The organism is Methanospirillum lacunae (assembly GCF_003173355.1).
GTDB lineage: Archaea > Halobacteriota > Methanomicrobia > Methanomicrobiales > Methanospirillaceae > Methanospirillum > Methanospirillum lacunae.
On record NZ_QGMY01000007.1, the window covers coordinates 207290 to 221284 of the forward strand.

Consider the following 13995-nt stretch of genomic DNA (forward strand, 5'->3'; position numbering starts at 1 on the left):
CTGCGGGGCCTGACATGAGACTGAGAACCGGTACATACTACCGCTGATACCCTCCACCTCCTATAATATAAGCACTCAGTCTATTCTGCACGAATGGATCCTGATCAGACCCCCGGCCTGGCACCTGTTTGCCTGAGATGTGGCAGGTGCTGCAGGTACGGCCCTTCTATTAATGCAAACAGTACAGATCTCAAGCGATGGGTTATTGAAGATCGAACAGATATTCTCACTTTTTTTCAAGCATACTGCACGGATGGATCATATGTTAACTGCGCATTTTTCAAAAATCCACAATCCCTGTCCCGGGTTCTCTGGACAGATATGATAAATCCCGATACCAATGATTATTATAAGGATTGTCCATTTTTACGACCGCTTTCAGAAAACAAGTGGTATTGTTCAATATATGAAACGAGACCTGCTATCTGTACAAGATTCAGACCATGGGAATGGGGAGAGAAAGGAGAGTTCTTCAACTGCCCGGTTGTTGAACGCATGTCAAGAGAAGCCTCAACCTCATTTTCAGGTACATTGATCCATTCTGAAAAAGAGGAACGTACAACAGATACTTGCAATCCCGGCCACGTAAAAGACAACCTGGGTACCAGAAAGATCCATCACCATCCCTGAGAAAAGTGGGGATATGACGAGTCCGATTGAGAGTACAGTGTTCACCAGTGCCGATGCACTTCCCTGCCCAATCTCCCGGCCTGCTACGGTCACAACAGCATACATTGCCGGAAGTGAGACTGCTCTGCCAACACCCATCAAAAGAGCTGCAATTAGATAAGGGAGTAGTCCGGTAAACTCAGGAAGGACCAGGAGAGAAGTGCCAATCATAGCAGTTCCTCCGGCAATAAGGTAGTACCTGTCAAACTGATCAGCAATCCTGCTGAAAAAAAACTGGAAAACAGGTGTCGCCAGTACTGATACCAGAATCACCAGTCCGGTCTCTGATGCAGAAAGCCCGCCGGTCTTTATCGCTGCAACCGGGAGAAAAACCATAAATGTGCCATTTGCGAGTGCATACATTAACTGGTACAAAATGGGTCCACGAAGCGGTTTGTAGGCTATTACTGTCCTGATTGGAGCCTTTTGAACAGGTCTTGAAGGGATGTCAGGAAGAAATATAATAACAGTTGCCAGGGCTGCCAGGGAGAGGAGAGTCATTGCATGAAAAACGGCATCCATTGTGAATATGTCAGAGATGACTCCTCCGATAAGCGGACCAAGACTCATTCCCAGTGCGACTGAACTTGCAAATGATCCCACAAATCTTCCTTCTTCTCCGGTGGGGGCTATTTCACTGATATATGCAATTGCAACCGGAAGTACCATCGCAGAGGCTATACCATGGATAAACCGCAAAGCCGTGATTTCATACACTGATCCGGCAAATGTGTACAGAAAAGAGATGAGAGAGTACATACACAGCCCAAAAATAATGAGACGGCGACGGCCGTGATCATCTGATAACCTCCCAAAGACAGGAAGAAACAGGGCCCTGGATAATGCAAACGCTGAAAATATCGCACCAATCCAGATCCCGGTTGCTCCAAGAGTGACTGCATAACGGGGAAAGAGCGGTATGACGATACCCACACCTATCATTGTTGCAAACACTGCAGAGTAGAGAGAGAGAAAGATCCGCCTTCTGGTTCCTTGAGATGGCAGGCTGGCGATCATATAACTGTTGAATTCTAAAAGGCTGACAGGTTGATGCAGGCTATCAATTCGAACATTACAGATGATCTAAATGCTCTCGTGAATCCTCTCATTCCATACTCACTCAGCATAAAAAGGGAAATAAGGACACGATCTAATCATCCACGATAATATCGGCATCCTACAGAAATATTTAAACTTCTAGTTTACTTATTGAGCAAGTTGAAAGGAGTATCGTGGTCTGGTTTCATCCACGCATTCACATGAGTTATGTCATACTCATGGCTCTGTTCATCACAAGAACCCCCCCAATCCATACCAGATACGCTCCACAGATACTTGACAAAAAAGAGAACCGTTCCGCAAGAAGATACAGCGACGCCAGGAAAATGAGCGAGGGGATGGCGAAATAAAACGAACCCAGGACAAGTTGGTGGGCGACATTGGTTCCTGACTCAGCATACGTGAAGAGAAATGCAATCGTAGTGGTTATGGGAGCAGCAGCAAGAATGCCACCATAGCGGGGATCAATATGCTGAACAATGAGGGTAACCCCGACAATGATACATCCGGCAACAATGAACTTTAAAAGAGTATACAAGTAATCCATATCAGAAAAGAGTGAATGCTGACTGGTATTAAACATAAGCCAATTTTGTCATAATTTTGGAGTATTCAAAAATTACAAGCGGCTGTCCGGAAATCAAAATATCATTGTTATGAGATGCTAATGACCTATCCTTCCGGGCTATCTTCATCTCTGAAGAGTACATACAGATGTTCATCAAGGATCTTTCCTTGTTTGGTGATCGCTTTTTTATGAATTGCCTCAAGGACAAACCCATTCTTTTCCAGCACACGCATGGAGCCGGGATTATTGGAGAAGACACCAGCCTGTATCCTGATGATATCTGGATTTTTAAACGCAATAGGGAGAATGGCACAAACTGCATCTGAAATGATCCCTCTTCCCCAATATGGTTTTGACACCCAGTATCCAATTTCAGCACTTCTCCGGTATATATCAACAAGGAGGTGAATTCCAATACCTCCCACTGCCTGATCGTCCACCACCACAGCCATAAACAGATGGGGATGATCACTGGTTGCCATGGCAAGGAATCTGTCTGCATCTGCTAGTGTGTACGGGCTCGGAAATCCATCACGCATTGATGCTGCTATCTCCGGGCAGTCTGCATGTTTTACAAGAGAGGGACGATCATTTAATGACCACGGCCTGAGAAGAGAGGATGGAGTTTGTAGTATCATTTCTGACATCTCGTACTTTCCGATGCTGGTTGCTTTTTTTGAGTAAATCACCAGATAATTCCTAAAATATTTGCATGAGAACATAATATGGTGCAGGTTCGAGCAGGACAGGAACAAACAGAAGACCGAACATCTATGAAGTTATGATGAGAATACCTCTATCATCTATGAGCCGTATTCACCTTTCTCCATGTCAGACCTGTAGACATTATTACCAGAATAATCCAGATGATTTACTGGTCTGTGAGGCATTTCCTGACGGGATTCCAGACCCAATACTCACAGGAGAAGATAACCACCATCGGGCGTTCCCCGGTGACCACGGGATCGTGTTCGAGCCGATGCTAAACCATGAGATCATATCACGGGAAGAAGAGGAAATTAAAGGTACGACCATAAACATGGATTTCAACCTTGGAGATGATGTTATTAAACGACAGGGGATTGATATCGTGATACGGGTCAACCCGATAAAAGACCGGTTTGGTGACCGGTATACCTGATAACCAGTATTAGTTCAATTTTCTAAATATCACACAATACCATTTCTTTTGGCAATCAGTTTTTTTCCTGCAGACAATGCAGCAAGAATGAGAGCGATAATGATCAACAACATCGTTGAGATATTGCTAACAAATTTGAGTTTTGTAAATACTGAGGCAACAATCACAATCTCCGGGTAATGAACCGGATAAAGGAGGAGAACTGCAACAAAGCAGAGATTCTCAATGATATCTGCAATTCCGCCTATCACCGGGATGATAATCAGACCCTGAAGTTCTTCTCTGCACGGGTACAGGTACCGGAGAAGAGAACTCAGAGTTATTGCAAAGAAGAAGAGGTAACATATGGAAAATATGGTATCAAGAGGAAGGATAATTGAGAGCCAGAAATCCCTGCTGATCTGACCAAATGCATCAATAAGAGAGTATACAGAAAGGGGCGAATACCCAAAAGAAAGGTCAGGAACTTCAAGACCACCAGTGAAGGCAGAAAGCTCACGGGTTCCAAGGGGTCTGCCTGTTGAAGCAAAAAAAGAGAGAAGGAACAGGATGGTAATGATCAGATACGATGGCCATGATGAGAGGCGTCTGATGATGCCAATAAGATGAGCCATCCAGAAGATCTCCTGACTTTCGTTTTTCTGATTGTTACACATCAATACTTCCATTCCCCCGGACTATGGATTCAATAAGATTAAGATAGTGAGAGATGAGGAGATCTTCATCAATATCACGCCTTTTCAGTGACCATACAAATTCAGGACTTTTATCCATCACGCTGCTGATCATCATTCTGACGATGATCGCAAGTTCGATGGGATCGATATCGCTCCTGATAGACCCATCCTCTACTCCACTTTCAACAATATCTTCTGTAAGGCTAATCATGGCTTCAGAGTGTGAGATGAATTCAGTTACCTCGTCGTTATAACTCTCCCTTTGATCAAGAGAGAAACGTCCTGATTTAAAGAGGAGGATCATTGAACGGTACCCGGGATATTCGCGTGAAAACCTGATACCCGCCATCCCCAGTGCTGTCAACTGACTGATTGCAGGACCCTCGCACTCATGTACTGCATCACTGATTTTCTGATGGAAGAGTTTGATTCCCTGTAGGACTATGGTAAAGTATAAGGCCTCCTTATTTTTAAAATAGAAAAAAATTGTCCCTTTTGAGAGTTCTGCTTCGTTCGCAATCTGCTCCATGGAGACTTGATCATACCCGTATTCAAAAAAAAGATGTTCAGCTGCAGATATGATCTGCATTCTTCGCTCTTCCCGCTCCCGTTCTTTGCGCTCGGTAATCGTCATGAAAGGATGTTAATTCCTGAAGTCATACGTAATCGCATTTTTAGGGCAGATATCAGAGCATGAGGCGCAGAGAATACATTCGGTATTTTCCATCTGCCCCTTTTCCACCATCTCTTTAACGTCCAGTCCCATCGGACATACCGTGGAACACCGGCTACATCCGGTGCAGAGATTATTATCACCTGATAAATGAAGGGCAGGCCATCTGAAGAGATTGCGGACCTTTCTACCAATGATTAATAAGACACAGGTAGGGCAGATGTAATGACAGAAACCCCTCTTTCCTGATATTATGGCAAACAGAAAAATGCCGCCAAAGATTATGAAGTAGACCAGATACGAGATCGGTTCGGTGAGGGAGACTCCGGAGGTTGTACTGTAGAAGATATTTACTGAATGGATACCTCCTGCAGAGAGTAGTGTGGAAATAATCAGGATAACCCAGAACACCCATACACCGTATTTGATGAGGTTGAGTCGTCCTCCGCTAACCGGTTTATCCTGTATTCCTTCACAAAGTTCCTGAAATCCACCCATGGGGCAGAGCCAACCGCACCAGAACCTGCCGAGGATCAGTGAAGACAGAAATGTTATGATAAACAGGATCATGCTCCCGGTGGCTATCCCTTCAGATGTGCCCATCAAGAGGATGATTGGCGATACATAGAACAGAGTTGCCGGTATGCTTGTAAAAAGCAGAAGAATCAATGCCTTCCGCATCTGTTGGCGTTTCATGACCATTCCCTTCCATTATGCCATATATCAAAAGTGTCCAGATTCATCATACCAATTCACAACATAATTTTGACCGTCGGTCAATACATATCCTTCGGTCAAAGTGGTCTTAATGTCTTTTAATTAAGCAGGATTATTTTCTGCGAAACCATCCTCACCCTGAAGATTTCTAATGATTCGCCTGAGTTTCTCCTCAAATTCCATGATCTCATCAGGAGAGAATCCAGCGTAAAACTCATCAATCATCTCGCATGATACCTGAAGGAAGAGATCTCTGATGATCTCATGATCCCGTGCAAGGAAGATGAGAATGACACGCCTATCTTTTTCAGAAGGATTTCTGGTAATCAGTTTATCCTGTTCGAGCCGATCAAGCATACTTGTCAGGGTGGACTTTTGCAGTTTGGTCCTGCTTGCAAGTTCGCTAATCGGAATACCATCACCCTTCCAGAGGGCAAACAATATTCTTCCTTGTGCCGGGTTAATCGCCTCGAGCCCATGTTCGCGAAGTTTGCGGGCAAATACCCGCCCGGCAAGCTGATGAACCTGAGAGATCAGAATCCCGCCTTCAGAGAGTGACTTCATTGGCTATCTGAAGGATTCCAGGATACAGAATCAAGATATTCATAGTACTTTGCGACCCGTGGTACAAGACAGAGTATTGAGTAATCTGGATCAAAAACTCCACCAGGGTAGTACATCGTCCAGTCCTTCTGCCAGATCTTCTCTTTTATTGCAGGATCAGAAACTACAGATATTACTCCACCAAGCATCAGACCACGCCATGTCAGGGGATCGCAATAATAAACTGAAGCTTTTTCATTATTCTTAATCTGACTTACTTTCCCAGAAGAAGTATTGGTGGTAAAGTAAACCAGAAGATCGTTCTGGTGAGAATCAAAAACAGGGGCAAGATCAGGATAAGTTTCCATGTTTCGCAGATTGAGCATTGCCCTGGTACTTGGCCAGCCCTGTTCATCGATAGTGGTTAGAACAGTTGCTTTAGCTTCAGACATCAAAGTTATGGCACGATCATGCCCAGTCATTTGATCCATATAGTATTATGTAAGATAATACTACATAAAACTAATTTCAATAAAAAATAAAAATTTGCTGCTATACCTCATTTCTCTTTGTCCGAAACAGGTATCCCACGAATTATAATGCATGGGTGATCCAGTACATAACCAATGGATCTCGGAGAGTTGTTTCTCCAATTTATTGAACAATACCATGAAGTTCTCCGCGAAGCTGATGCGGAAGAGATGAAAGCAACGGGCCTGCCAGATATCACAATTCACCAGTTTTTTTATCTCAGGGAGATCCGTCGTCAGGAACAGACAACGCTTACTGAGCTTGCCCTTTCACTTCAGGTAACAAAACCATCTGCGACAGCTGCAGTCACAAGGTTGATCAAAGATGGTTTCGTATCACGGACTCAGTCAACCTTAGACCAGCGAAAGTTCCATCTTTCCCTCACCAAACAGGGACAACAGATATTTATTCACAAAGAGAGGGCATACAAACAGTTCATCCAACAGGTAGAACGTCGGGCGACAGAAGAGCAGAGGGCAACCCTGGCCGAAGCATTCAAAATTATGATATCCAGTTTTCCGGAAAAAGATCATAACCTAATATAATTAGTTAGATCAAACAAACTATTTATTCTGCAACATTGAATATCACTGTATGGAACAGAAACAGGTAGAGACAGGTTTTAAAAAACTTTCAGAAATCGATGGACGAGCAGGAGAAGAAGTCTACGAGCGATTGCAGAAGATATCACCATTTATGGCAGATTATCTGCTTGGATCATTCGGAGAAATCTGTTCTATCACGGATATTGATAACAAAACAAGGGAGGTAGCAGTTATCGGGGCATGTACAGCTCTCGGCTATGCTATCCCACAATTAAAAGTTCACATCCATGCAGGACTTAATGTAGGTCTCACAAAAGAGGAAATTTTGGCAATCATTAACACGATGAGTGCATATGCAGGGTTTCCTGCCACCCTTAATGCATTGTATGCTGCCGAAGAGGTTTTTAAAGATGAAGGCATCTGATAGGTCCTGAAAAAGATCAAATCTCTGAGCGCGAGATGGGATCTTATTACCCTCTCTATCCCTATGGTAAGTTCCAGGATCGCCAGTATCGATCACGAACTTATTTTTTTCAATTAATCGGCCATTTCTATCATATCATCGACTTTTTTAGCCCTTAATGCCAGTTTTTCTGAATGATCCCTGAGCAATAAGTACAGACAAGTTACCATCACCAGTGGCTTTATCATGGCTTGAGGATATGGAATATCTGACGTTTCTCCAGAGGTAAAGATGCAAAGTCAAAGAAATGATAGAAATGATCACTTCAGGAAAGAACTCTTTACCAGATGGACAACAGGACTCGAACCACTAGAACAACGGGTCAGCATTTTTTCTCATATCCGGGATATTCCCTATGCAATAGTGCCTGAATGGCGTGACTTTGAGGATGTTGAAAAGAAAATGGTCATTGCCAACAGGGGATGGTGTGGACCAAAACATCATCTCCTTGCATGGATGTTTCACTCTCTCGGAATTGAAATCAGATATACATACATTCCATTCAGATGGCAGAATCAAAAAGTGGAATATCCACAGGAACTGAGAGAACTACTCCCATACATCCCGACATCAACACATCTCTGTTGCACTGCACTCCTTAACGGAACCTGGCGACTTCTGGATGCAACATGGGATCCTCCACTCAGAATAGTAGGATTTTTTGTAAATGAACCCTGGGACGGGATGTCAGAAACCATTCCTGCGGTTACCGGTTTTGAACCAAATGACAGGGACTCTGCATTGTCCGATCCTTCTTCCTGGGAAAAGAGAAGAGAGTTTGTGAAGGTCCTTAATACATGGCTTGAAGAGATCAGGGAAGAGACAAACCAATTTAAACAGTGATCAGGAGTCCACCGGCTTTTCAAGAATTATTGTATATGAAAACCGGTTTCCAGAAAATTCTTTCACCCTGAATCCTACACCCTCTGCAAGCTCTGTTACAGTGGAGCGTGACTGAAAATGTGGATCCCGGATCGTCTCCTCTACAAGGAGGAGACCGCCTTGCTTTAACGTTTTGAAAAGGCTTTCCATCGCAGTTTCCCGGTTTGGGATCTCTCCAAGGACAGTAATCAGTACAGCCCGATCATATTTTTCAGATGGAAGGTCGATGTTGCCTATTCCCCCCTGAATGAAGGATATATTGAAGATTTTATTTTTGTCTGCACGTTCACGGACTATGTCAAGCATCCCATCCTGAAGGTCCATTGCGGTGACAGTTCCATCAGGTCCGACTGCTGCTGCCAGTGGAATTGAGAGTCTCCCAGGACCGCAACCGGCATCAAGCACCTGCATACCAGGTTTGAGAGACAGATTTGTTATTGTTCTCCGGGTCCGGGAACTCACTCCTTTTCCTGATGAAGGATCAAGAAGCCACCTCATCCACACCGGACAGGGAAGTGCAGTTCGCCGGGATGCGAACCTCCAGGCAAGACACGAGAGGAGAAGAATCAAGATGAGAAGGATCAGGAGGATTGTCAGGGTCATTATGATAGGTATCAGGTACTATTCATAAAAAGATATCATCGCTTTTGCAAAACGTGATATTCAAACTAAAAAAAGGGTGTTCTGTTGTGAACATCAGAGCCTATACTTTAGGAGTCCTCACTTCAGCAGGCAATTCTCCAAGTAATGAGGTGACATTTGCGTAATCATCGCTGTAAGCTGCATTATAGAAATCAGTCACCCATGATGATGAGATATCAGTCCTGCCATAATACTCCTTGGACGCGGCATATTTCATAGAACTCAGTTGAACCTGCTGTTTGTCACCAAGTTTGAAGACATTCTCGCCAGCCTGGTAGTATGGAATATTCACAAGCATTAAAGCGACTTCCTGTGCTTTGGTAATAAGATTCTGCTCATCTTGTGTCAGCTCCGCACCAGTTTGCTTTTTACTTGACGTAACGGGCTGAATGGTGGGGTTATTCGGATCTGATGGAGGAAGAACCAGACGCTTCTCTACCTTGCCAATGGACAAAGACTTACGTTCATCCCAGAAGGAGGGATCAACAGTAGATTCCATGACATTGCTCCTTGAAGTATACAGGCTGTCATCATAGGTGTCAGAAGAACCAGAAGTAAAAGTTCCGCTAAAAGGGTCATCTGCGGCAACTGATACAATACCTACGAGAACAAAGAGGAACAAGATACTTATCAACATATAAAATCCTGAAAATCGCATATTTCTTGTCATTTTATCACCAAACGCATTTTTACACTAATAAAAAAAACACTGCACAATATGATTTGAGCCAGGGAGATACAAAGTTTCAGGGTACTTTGTGATTATTCACGATCTCAATCATCTCCATCAGGGAGATCGCGGAAAGAAATATATATTGGAATACTTATATTTATTCGCTTAAATTTCAGGATAAACCTAAATAACCAATGATTTACTCTTGTATAATTCAAACAAAGAGATACAAGGCAGACACAAGTTTTAGAAGAACCAACAATCATGTCAAGGTATTTGAATGGTTATACACTCTTTTCCTGCAGACAGTCTTTGGAATATCCAATTAAAACCGACTCCTCCAGGAGATGACCCAGTCTCCTTAATAGAAATATGAATAATTGAATGAATTTCACGGGTTAGAAAGAGACCAAATCCGGTGTTTTTACCAAACCCCTTCTCAAAGATGCGTTCCTTTTCTTCTAAAGAAATTCCAATCCCATCATCTTCGTACAGTAATAAATTTTACTCAGTATGTTCAACCCATGAGAGTACTATTTTCGTAGCACCTTTTCCATGTCGTACAGTATTTTCAAACAGATTATACAAGACTTGTTCAATAAGAGGATCAGTAAATAGTTCTAGATCAGGAATCTGACTCTCGATGACAGGAAATGAATCATTGTTACAAAAGAATGCTTTTGCGTGACATATTATTGTATCAAGGCTATTCCAGCCAGGTGCATGGAGTCCAAGATCCTGGTACATCCTAGTAAATTCCATCAGATGTATGAGATCTTCCACACTCTTTCGCATCAATTCCAGTATGTTATTTTTTACTTCCTACGAACTCTGATCTCTCAGAAGATCAAACGAAATATCAAGTGCTGAAAGTTTATTCAAGACATCATGACGGATGAGGTTTGATATCAGGTTTAACTTTTTATTTGTCAATGAAATTGCATTTTCAAGTTCTTTCCGTTTAATAACATCGAAAAAGGAGTTCTGGATACAGATTTCACCCTTAACAGATATGGGGGAAGATCGTATCTCCAGGGTCCTTATAGTCCCATCCGGCCTTATAACTTGAAATCCTGATACCGATTGATCCTTTTCTACTGTTTTATCAAATAAAATTGATAAATATTTTTTTGAATCCTGTGTTACTAGTTCTGATAATAACAGGGATTTTACAGGATCTAGGGATTTAATCCCAAGTATTGTGAGTGATGCCTGATTTGCATAAATGATTCCCATGATATGAGTAATTATTACTCCAAACCTTGATGTTTCAACAAGAGAGCGATACTGTTCTTCGCTTTCTGCAAGCCTGCGCTGGATAATATTTTTTTCTGTTACGCCATGAACAATAGAGTAAAGATATTTCTTCGAATGAATTGAGATTGGACCTTAAAAAACTTCAACATCTCGAATTTCCCCAGAGGTAAGTTTATGTTTAAATTCAAAGAAATTTCGTTTCTCAATAATTGCCTGGTTCATCTCACGAAAGATTTCATCCCTTGTAAACTGATTAATATCAGTTATGTTCATCCTGACAATATCAGTGTGAGAATATCCATAATACCGGCATGCATACGGATTTGCATCAACGATCTCCCCACTTTCCTGATTAATGATGAGCATCACAGAATGGTCGTTCGTGAAAAGACTTTTGTATCGCTCTTCATTATCCCGAAGGTCACATTCCAACTGTTTCTGGCTGAAAATATCCCGAATGGTTTCAATGGCACCAATAACGTCACCATTCCCTGACCGTAGAAGAGAGGCTTTTCCCCAGAGAACCCTTTCTTTTGAACCTGATTTCTCATAGGTGATTTCAGCTTCAACCACATCACCATTCCGGGAGAAAGGGTTGTACATCCTGATTATTTCAGGATCTTCGGTGAGGATATAATCAATCAGTGTCGGCCTGTTGAATCCATAAATTGACAATGAAGTAAAGATATTGCCTCTTCCCAGTACTTCATTAGCAGAATTCCCTGTCAGAATCTCCATTGCTCTGTTCCATACAATAACCCTGTGATCTTTATTTACTGCAAAGACAGGATCAGGAAGGAAATTCAGGATATCAAGTTGTGAGATATCATCAGGATTCATATTCATCTCCAGGGTGACAGGTTCTGAAAGGGCTTTTCAACAGATATTAGGATATGCCTATTATCTCATATATCATGGAGATTATTTTACTGCCGATGAAACTACTTCCGACCTATAAACAACGCATTATTTAAGATATACAGGAAATTAAACGATATCTTCAGGTACACGGATAGTATATAAAAAAAGAGGACCTGAATCGTGATTTTCAATCTTTTTATTCAGGAGATTTTTTTAGCCTTGGTGATTTGACCATCATAAAGAGTATACTGGCAGCTACAAGAAGCACCGGGAAGACCGCCAGGGTCGCCATCAGACCGATCTGATCTGCAATCGCTCCGGAAATAGATACGCCTATTCCACCTGCACCCATGGCGATACCAAGGAATAATCCAGATATGAGTCCAATCTGCGAGGGGACCTGTTCATGGGCCATTGCTATGGTTACAGCGAATGAGGCCCAGAGTAAATATCCGAATAACAACATGCAAAGAATCAGCACAAAACCATGGGTCATCAGGATCCCGACAAACGGGGGGATGGATGCAACCGTTGTGATCACAACTACTTTCTTTCTTCCAATCCGGTCTGATAGAATTCCACCACTTATCTGACCAATAACACCAGCCACCAACATGAGACTGACAAGGGTTGTTGCCTCGATAAGGGGATAACCCTGGAGGACAAGAAAGGTCGGGAAGTAGGTCATTGCCCCGAATGTGACCCAGGCTCGCAGTGTTGAGCCTGCAAAGAGCAATTTTACCGGGTTCCAGTCTTCTCCACCGGGTTCACTCTTCTCTTTTACAGCCGGGCAGACATCTGGAATTGGTTTGACATAAAGGACTGCTGCAGCTAACATTGCAGGAATAATCAGTATTGTCACCATAGGAATTCCTCCTGAGGTGAGTACTATACCGGCAATGATGGGGCCAAGTGCCATGCCCATATTTCCACCAACCACAAAAAAGGAGGTCAACCGGCCACGGGACTGACCGGTGGCAAGAGCAGAGACTTTACAAAGTGCTCCGGGATGGAAACTTGCATGTCCCACAGCAGATATGAGTACACACATGAGCATGACCATATACTGATCAGGGATGAATCCAAGTAGTGAGATACCGATTCCTGAAAGCATAATTGAGAGCCCGACGCTCACCCGAAGTCCCCTGGTATCAGCAAGATGTCCGAAGACAGGCTGAAGAAGTGACGAGACAAGACTATGAGTTACGGGAAGAAGGGCTGCCTGGAAATAACTATACCCGTACATCGTGATCAGCACAGGCTGAAGCGCCATGAGAACAGGGGCATAAATGTCATTTACCAGATGTGCCAGGGTCAACTGACCAATTTGTCTGAGTTGACTCATATCTCTCCCTCTTTACGGGTTTTCTGTTCTTTCATCTCATTTCTCACTGTTTCTATTCGCTCATCATAGACAGACTCCACAGCATGGAGAACATGTTCAAGAAACGTATTTTGGTCTGAAGATAGAGGCCCAATCCTTTCAACAATCTTTTGAAACACCATCTCATGGATCGTCTCATGTGCTTGATATGCAGTAATACCCGAAGGAGTCAGTTCGAGGTGAACCTCTTTCTCGTTCTTGAGTCCACGGACCTTTGTAACAAGTTCCCTTTTCGAGAGTTTGCTTATCATCTGGGACGCTGCTCCAGGGGTGATCCCGAGATGCTCTGCGACAGTTCTTACATTGGCTTGTGGATGATCGCCAATGACCTGAAGAGTATGGATCTCAGACGGATATAACGGGACATCAACACCAAATTTGCGGGGGATACTTTCAGATTCGTTTAATTTGTTCATAATCCGCATCCAGATCTGATACAGATCACGAGCAGATTGATCAGGAGACACCATCGTTAGTATGTAATTGATTTAGCAGCATAATAATTTAGTGCGTTACTAATTTGATTCTGACTTAGTGACAGTATCATACTCACAAGGAAAGGGTCCCAGATCCTGACTCAAATAACGTAGATTGTTCAACAAATATCAAGGATCAATCCTCGTTTACACAGCCGGATCAAAGGTTGTTGCCTTTTCAAACAACAGAATTTCGGATTAATCCTGACAAAAAGATCTCAGCAAAAGAGGAGG

General features: G+C 42.9%; 21 protein-coding genes. 5 read left to right on the top strand and 16 right to left on the bottom strand.

Going from position 1 to position 13995, the window contains the following annotated elements:
• Positions 1-93: 93 nt before the first annotated feature.
• Positions 94-630: a YkgJ family cysteine cluster protein gene (locus DK846_RS18330; protein WP_109968595.1), complete on the top strand. Its 537-nt coding sequence runs from the start codon at positions 94-96 to the stop codon at positions 628-630.
• Here the strand turns inward: DK846_RS18330 and DK846_RS08935 are convergent.
• From DK846_RS08935 to DK846_RS08945, 3 genes are all read right to left on the bottom strand, one after another.
• Positions 523-1686 carry an MFS transporter gene (locus DK846_RS08935; protein ID WP_109968596.1) on the bottom strand — a complete coding sequence of 388 codons (1164 nt, stop codon included), beginning with the start codon at positions 1684-1686 and terminating at the stop codon, positions 523-525. The genes DK846_RS18330 and DK846_RS08935 overlap by 108 nt on opposite strands.
• Before the next feature lie 247 nt (positions 1687-1933).
• Positions 1934-2275 (bottom strand): hypothetical protein, encoded by a 342-nt coding sequence (locus DK846_RS08940; RefSeq protein WP_109968597.1) that lies wholly within the window; start codon positions 2273-2275, stop codon positions 1934-1936.
• A 125-nt stretch (positions 2276-2400) separates the two neighbouring features.
• Positions 2401-2985 carry a GNAT family N-acetyltransferase gene (locus tag DK846_RS08945; RefSeq protein WP_245926507.1) on the bottom strand — a complete coding sequence of 195 codons (585 nt, stop codon included), beginning with the start codon at positions 2983-2985 and terminating at the stop codon, positions 2401-2403.
• Between the two features lie 116 nt (positions 2986-3101).
• On the opposite strand from DK846_RS08945, the gene DK846_RS17645 reads away from it, so the two are divergent.
• On the top strand, positions 3102-3437 hold the full coding sequence (locus tag DK846_RS17645; protein ID WP_181391702.1) for a hypothetical protein: 336 nt from the start codon (positions 3102-3104) through the stop codon (positions 3435-3437).
• Positions 3438-3466: 29 nt separating this feature from the next.
• Here the strand turns inward: DK846_RS17645 and DK846_RS08955 are convergent, their stop codons facing one another.
• The 5 genes from DK846_RS08955 to DK846_RS08975 form a co-directional block, all read right to left on the bottom strand.
• Positions 3467-4093 (bottom strand): hypothetical protein, encoded by a 627-nt coding sequence (locus tag DK846_RS08955; RefSeq protein WP_109968598.1) that lies wholly within the window; start codon positions 4091-4093, stop codon positions 3467-3469.
• Entirely contained in the window at positions 4086-4748 is a 663-nt protein-coding gene (locus DK846_RS08960) for a TetR/AcrR family transcriptional regulator (protein WP_109968599.1), read from the bottom strand. The genes DK846_RS08955 and DK846_RS08960 overlap by 8 nt, the downstream gene beginning before the upstream one ends.
• Before the next feature lie 9 nt (positions 4749-4757).
• Positions 4758-5483 carry a 4Fe-4S binding protein gene (locus tag DK846_RS08965; RefSeq protein ID WP_219970678.1) on the bottom strand — a complete coding sequence of 242 codons (726 nt, stop codon included), beginning with the start codon at positions 5481-5483 and terminating at the stop codon, positions 4758-4760.
• Positions 5484-5606: 123 nt separating this feature from the next.
• Positions 5607-6068, bottom strand: coding sequence for a MarR family winged helix-turn-helix transcriptional regulator (locus tag DK846_RS08970; protein ID WP_109968601.1), 462 nt, complete (start codon positions 6066-6068; stop codon positions 5607-5609).
• Positions 6065-6538, bottom strand: a complete 474-nt coding sequence (locus DK846_RS08975; protein ID WP_109968602.1) for a pyridoxamine 5'-phosphate oxidase family protein — start codon at positions 6536-6538, stop codon at positions 6065-6067. Before DK846_RS08975 ends, DK846_RS08970 begins: the two co-directional genes overlap by 4 nt.
• A 135-nt stretch (positions 6539-6673) precedes the next feature.
• Between DK846_RS08975 and DK846_RS08980 the strand changes: the two genes are divergently transcribed.
• The 3 genes from DK846_RS08980 (at position 6674) to DK846_RS08990 (ending at position 8429) form a co-directional block, all read left to right on the top strand.
• Positions 6674-7123, top strand: a complete 450-nt coding sequence (locus tag DK846_RS08980; RefSeq protein ID WP_109968603.1) for a MarR family winged helix-turn-helix transcriptional regulator — start codon at positions 6674-6676, stop codon at positions 7121-7123.
• A gap of 49 nt (positions 7124-7172) precedes the next feature.
• Positions 7173-7547, top strand: coding sequence for a carboxymuconolactone decarboxylase family protein (locus DK846_RS08985; protein WP_109968604.1), 375 nt, complete (start codon positions 7173-7175; stop codon positions 7545-7547).
• A 270-nt stretch (positions 7548-7817) separates the two neighbouring features.
• Complete coding sequence (locus DK846_RS08990; RefSeq protein WP_109968605.1) at positions 7818-8429, top strand: hypothetical protein; 612 nt, start codon at positions 7818-7820, stop codon at positions 8427-8429.
• Here DK846_RS08990 and DK846_RS08995 read toward each other — a convergent pair whose 3' ends face one another.
• The 8 genes from DK846_RS08995 to DK846_RS09025 all read right to left on the bottom strand — a co-directional run bounded on the left by DK846_RS08995 (position 8430) and on the right by DK846_RS09025 (position 13701).
• The gene (locus tag DK846_RS08995) at positions 8430-9071 is read right to left on the bottom strand and encodes a class I SAM-dependent methyltransferase (protein WP_109968606.1); all 642 of its coding nucleotides are present in this window, start codon (positions 9069-9071) and stop codon (positions 8430-8432) included.
• A 100-nt stretch (positions 9072-9171) separates the two neighbouring features.
• A complete protein-coding gene (locus DK846_RS09000; protein ID WP_109968607.1) occupies positions 9172-9747 on the bottom strand; it encodes a hypothetical protein in 576 nt (191 codons plus the stop codon).
• Between the two features lie 303 nt (positions 9748-10050).
• Entirely contained in the window at positions 10051-10278 is a 228-nt protein-coding gene (locus DK846_RS18335; protein WP_394339595.1) for a hypothetical protein, read from the bottom strand.
• A 9-nt stretch (positions 10279-10287) separates the two neighbouring features.
• Entirely contained in the window at positions 10288-10578 is a 291-nt protein-coding gene (locus tag DK846_RS09005) for a hypothetical protein (RefSeq protein WP_109968608.1), read from the bottom strand.
• 27 nt (positions 10579-10605) lie between these two features.
• Positions 10606-11166 carry a PAS domain S-box protein gene (locus tag DK846_RS09010; RefSeq protein ID WP_109968609.1) on the bottom strand — a complete coding sequence of 187 codons (561 nt, stop codon included), beginning with the start codon at positions 11164-11166 and terminating at the stop codon, positions 10606-10608.
• A gap of 6 nt (positions 11167-11172) precedes the next feature.
• Entirely contained in the window at positions 11173-11880 is a 708-nt protein-coding gene (locus DK846_RS09015) for a PAS domain-containing protein (protein WP_181391703.1), read from the bottom strand.
• Positions 11881-12097: 217 nt separating this feature from the next.
• On the bottom strand, positions 12098-13246 hold the full coding sequence (locus tag DK846_RS09020) for an MFS transporter (protein WP_109968611.1): 1149 nt from the start codon (positions 13244-13246) through the stop codon (positions 12098-12100).
• Positions 13243-13701 carry a MarR family winged helix-turn-helix transcriptional regulator gene (locus DK846_RS09025; protein WP_245926508.1) on the bottom strand — a complete coding sequence of 153 codons (459 nt, stop codon included), beginning with the start codon at positions 13699-13701 and terminating at the stop codon, positions 13243-13245. The genes DK846_RS09020 and DK846_RS09025 overlap by 4 nt, the downstream gene beginning before the upstream one ends.
• Positions 13702-13995: the final 294 nt, after the last annotated feature.

Bases quoted from the DNA above. Each gene is read 5' to 3' on its own strand.
- DK846_RS18330 (WP_109968595.1), top strand. From the start codon at position 94: ATGGATCCTGATCAGACCCCCGGCCTGGCACCTGTTTGCCTGAGATGT.
- DK846_RS08935 (WP_109968596.1), bottom strand. From the start codon at position 1,686: ATGATCGCCAGCCTGCCATCTCAAGGAACCAGAAGGCGGATCTTTCTC.
- DK846_RS08940 (WP_109968597.1), bottom strand. From the start codon at position 2,275: ATGGATTACTTGTATACTCTTTTAAAGTTCATTGTTGCCGGATGTATC.
- DK846_RS17645 (WP_181391702.1), top strand. From the start codon at position 3,102: ATGAGCCGTATTCACCTTTCTCCATGTCAGACCTGTAGACATTATTAC.
- DK846_RS08955 (WP_109968598.1), bottom strand. From the start codon at position 4,093: ATGTGTAACAATCAGAAAAACGAAAGTCAGGAGATCTTCTGGATGGCT.
- DK846_RS08960 (WP_109968599.1), bottom strand. From the start codon at position 4,748: ATGACGATTACCGAGCGCAAAGAACGGGAGCGGGAAGAGCGAAGAATG.
- DK846_RS08965 (WP_219970678.1), bottom strand. From the start codon at position 5,483: ATGAAACGCCAACAGATGCGGAAGGCATTGATTCTTCTGCTTTTTACA.
- DK846_RS08970 (WP_109968601.1), bottom strand. From the start codon at position 6,068: ATGAAGTCACTCTCTGAAGGCGGGATTCTGATCTCTCAGGTTCATCAG.
- DK846_RS08975 (WP_109968602.1), bottom strand. From the start codon at position 6,538: ATGGATCAAATGACTGGGCATGATCGTGCCATAACTTTGATGTCTGAA.
- DK846_RS08980 (WP_109968603.1), top strand. From the start codon at position 6,674: ATGGATCTCGGAGAGTTGTTTCTCCAATTTATTGAACAATACCATGAA.
- DK846_RS08985 (WP_109968604.1), top strand. From the start codon at position 7,173: ATGGAACAGAAACAGGTAGAGACAGGTTTTAAAAAACTTTCAGAAATC.
- DK846_RS08990 (WP_109968605.1), top strand. From the start codon at position 7,818: ATGCAAAGTCAAAGAAATGATAGAAATGATCACTTCAGGAAAGAACTC.
- DK846_RS08995 (WP_109968606.1), bottom strand. From the start codon at position 9,071: ATGACCCTGACAATCCTCCTGATCCTTCTCATCTTGATTCTTCTCCTC.
- DK846_RS09000 (WP_109968607.1), bottom strand. From the start codon at position 9,747: ATGTTGATAAGTATCTTGTTCCTCTTTGTTCTCGTAGGTATTGTATCA.
- DK846_RS09005 (WP_109968608.1), bottom strand. From the start codon at position 10,578: ATGCGAAAGAGTGTGGAAGATCTCATACATCTGATGGAATTTACTAGG.
- DK846_RS09015 (WP_181391703.1), bottom strand. From the start codon at position 11,880: ATGAATCCTGATGATATCTCACAACTTGATATCCTGAATTTCCTTCCT.
- DK846_RS09020 (WP_109968611.1), bottom strand. From the start codon at position 13,246: ATGAGTCAACTCAGACAAATTGGTCAGTTGACCCTGGCACATCTGGTA.
- DK846_RS09025 (WP_245926508.1), bottom strand. From the start codon at position 13,701: ATGAACAAATTAAACGAATCTGAAAGTATCCCCCGCAAATTTGGTGTT.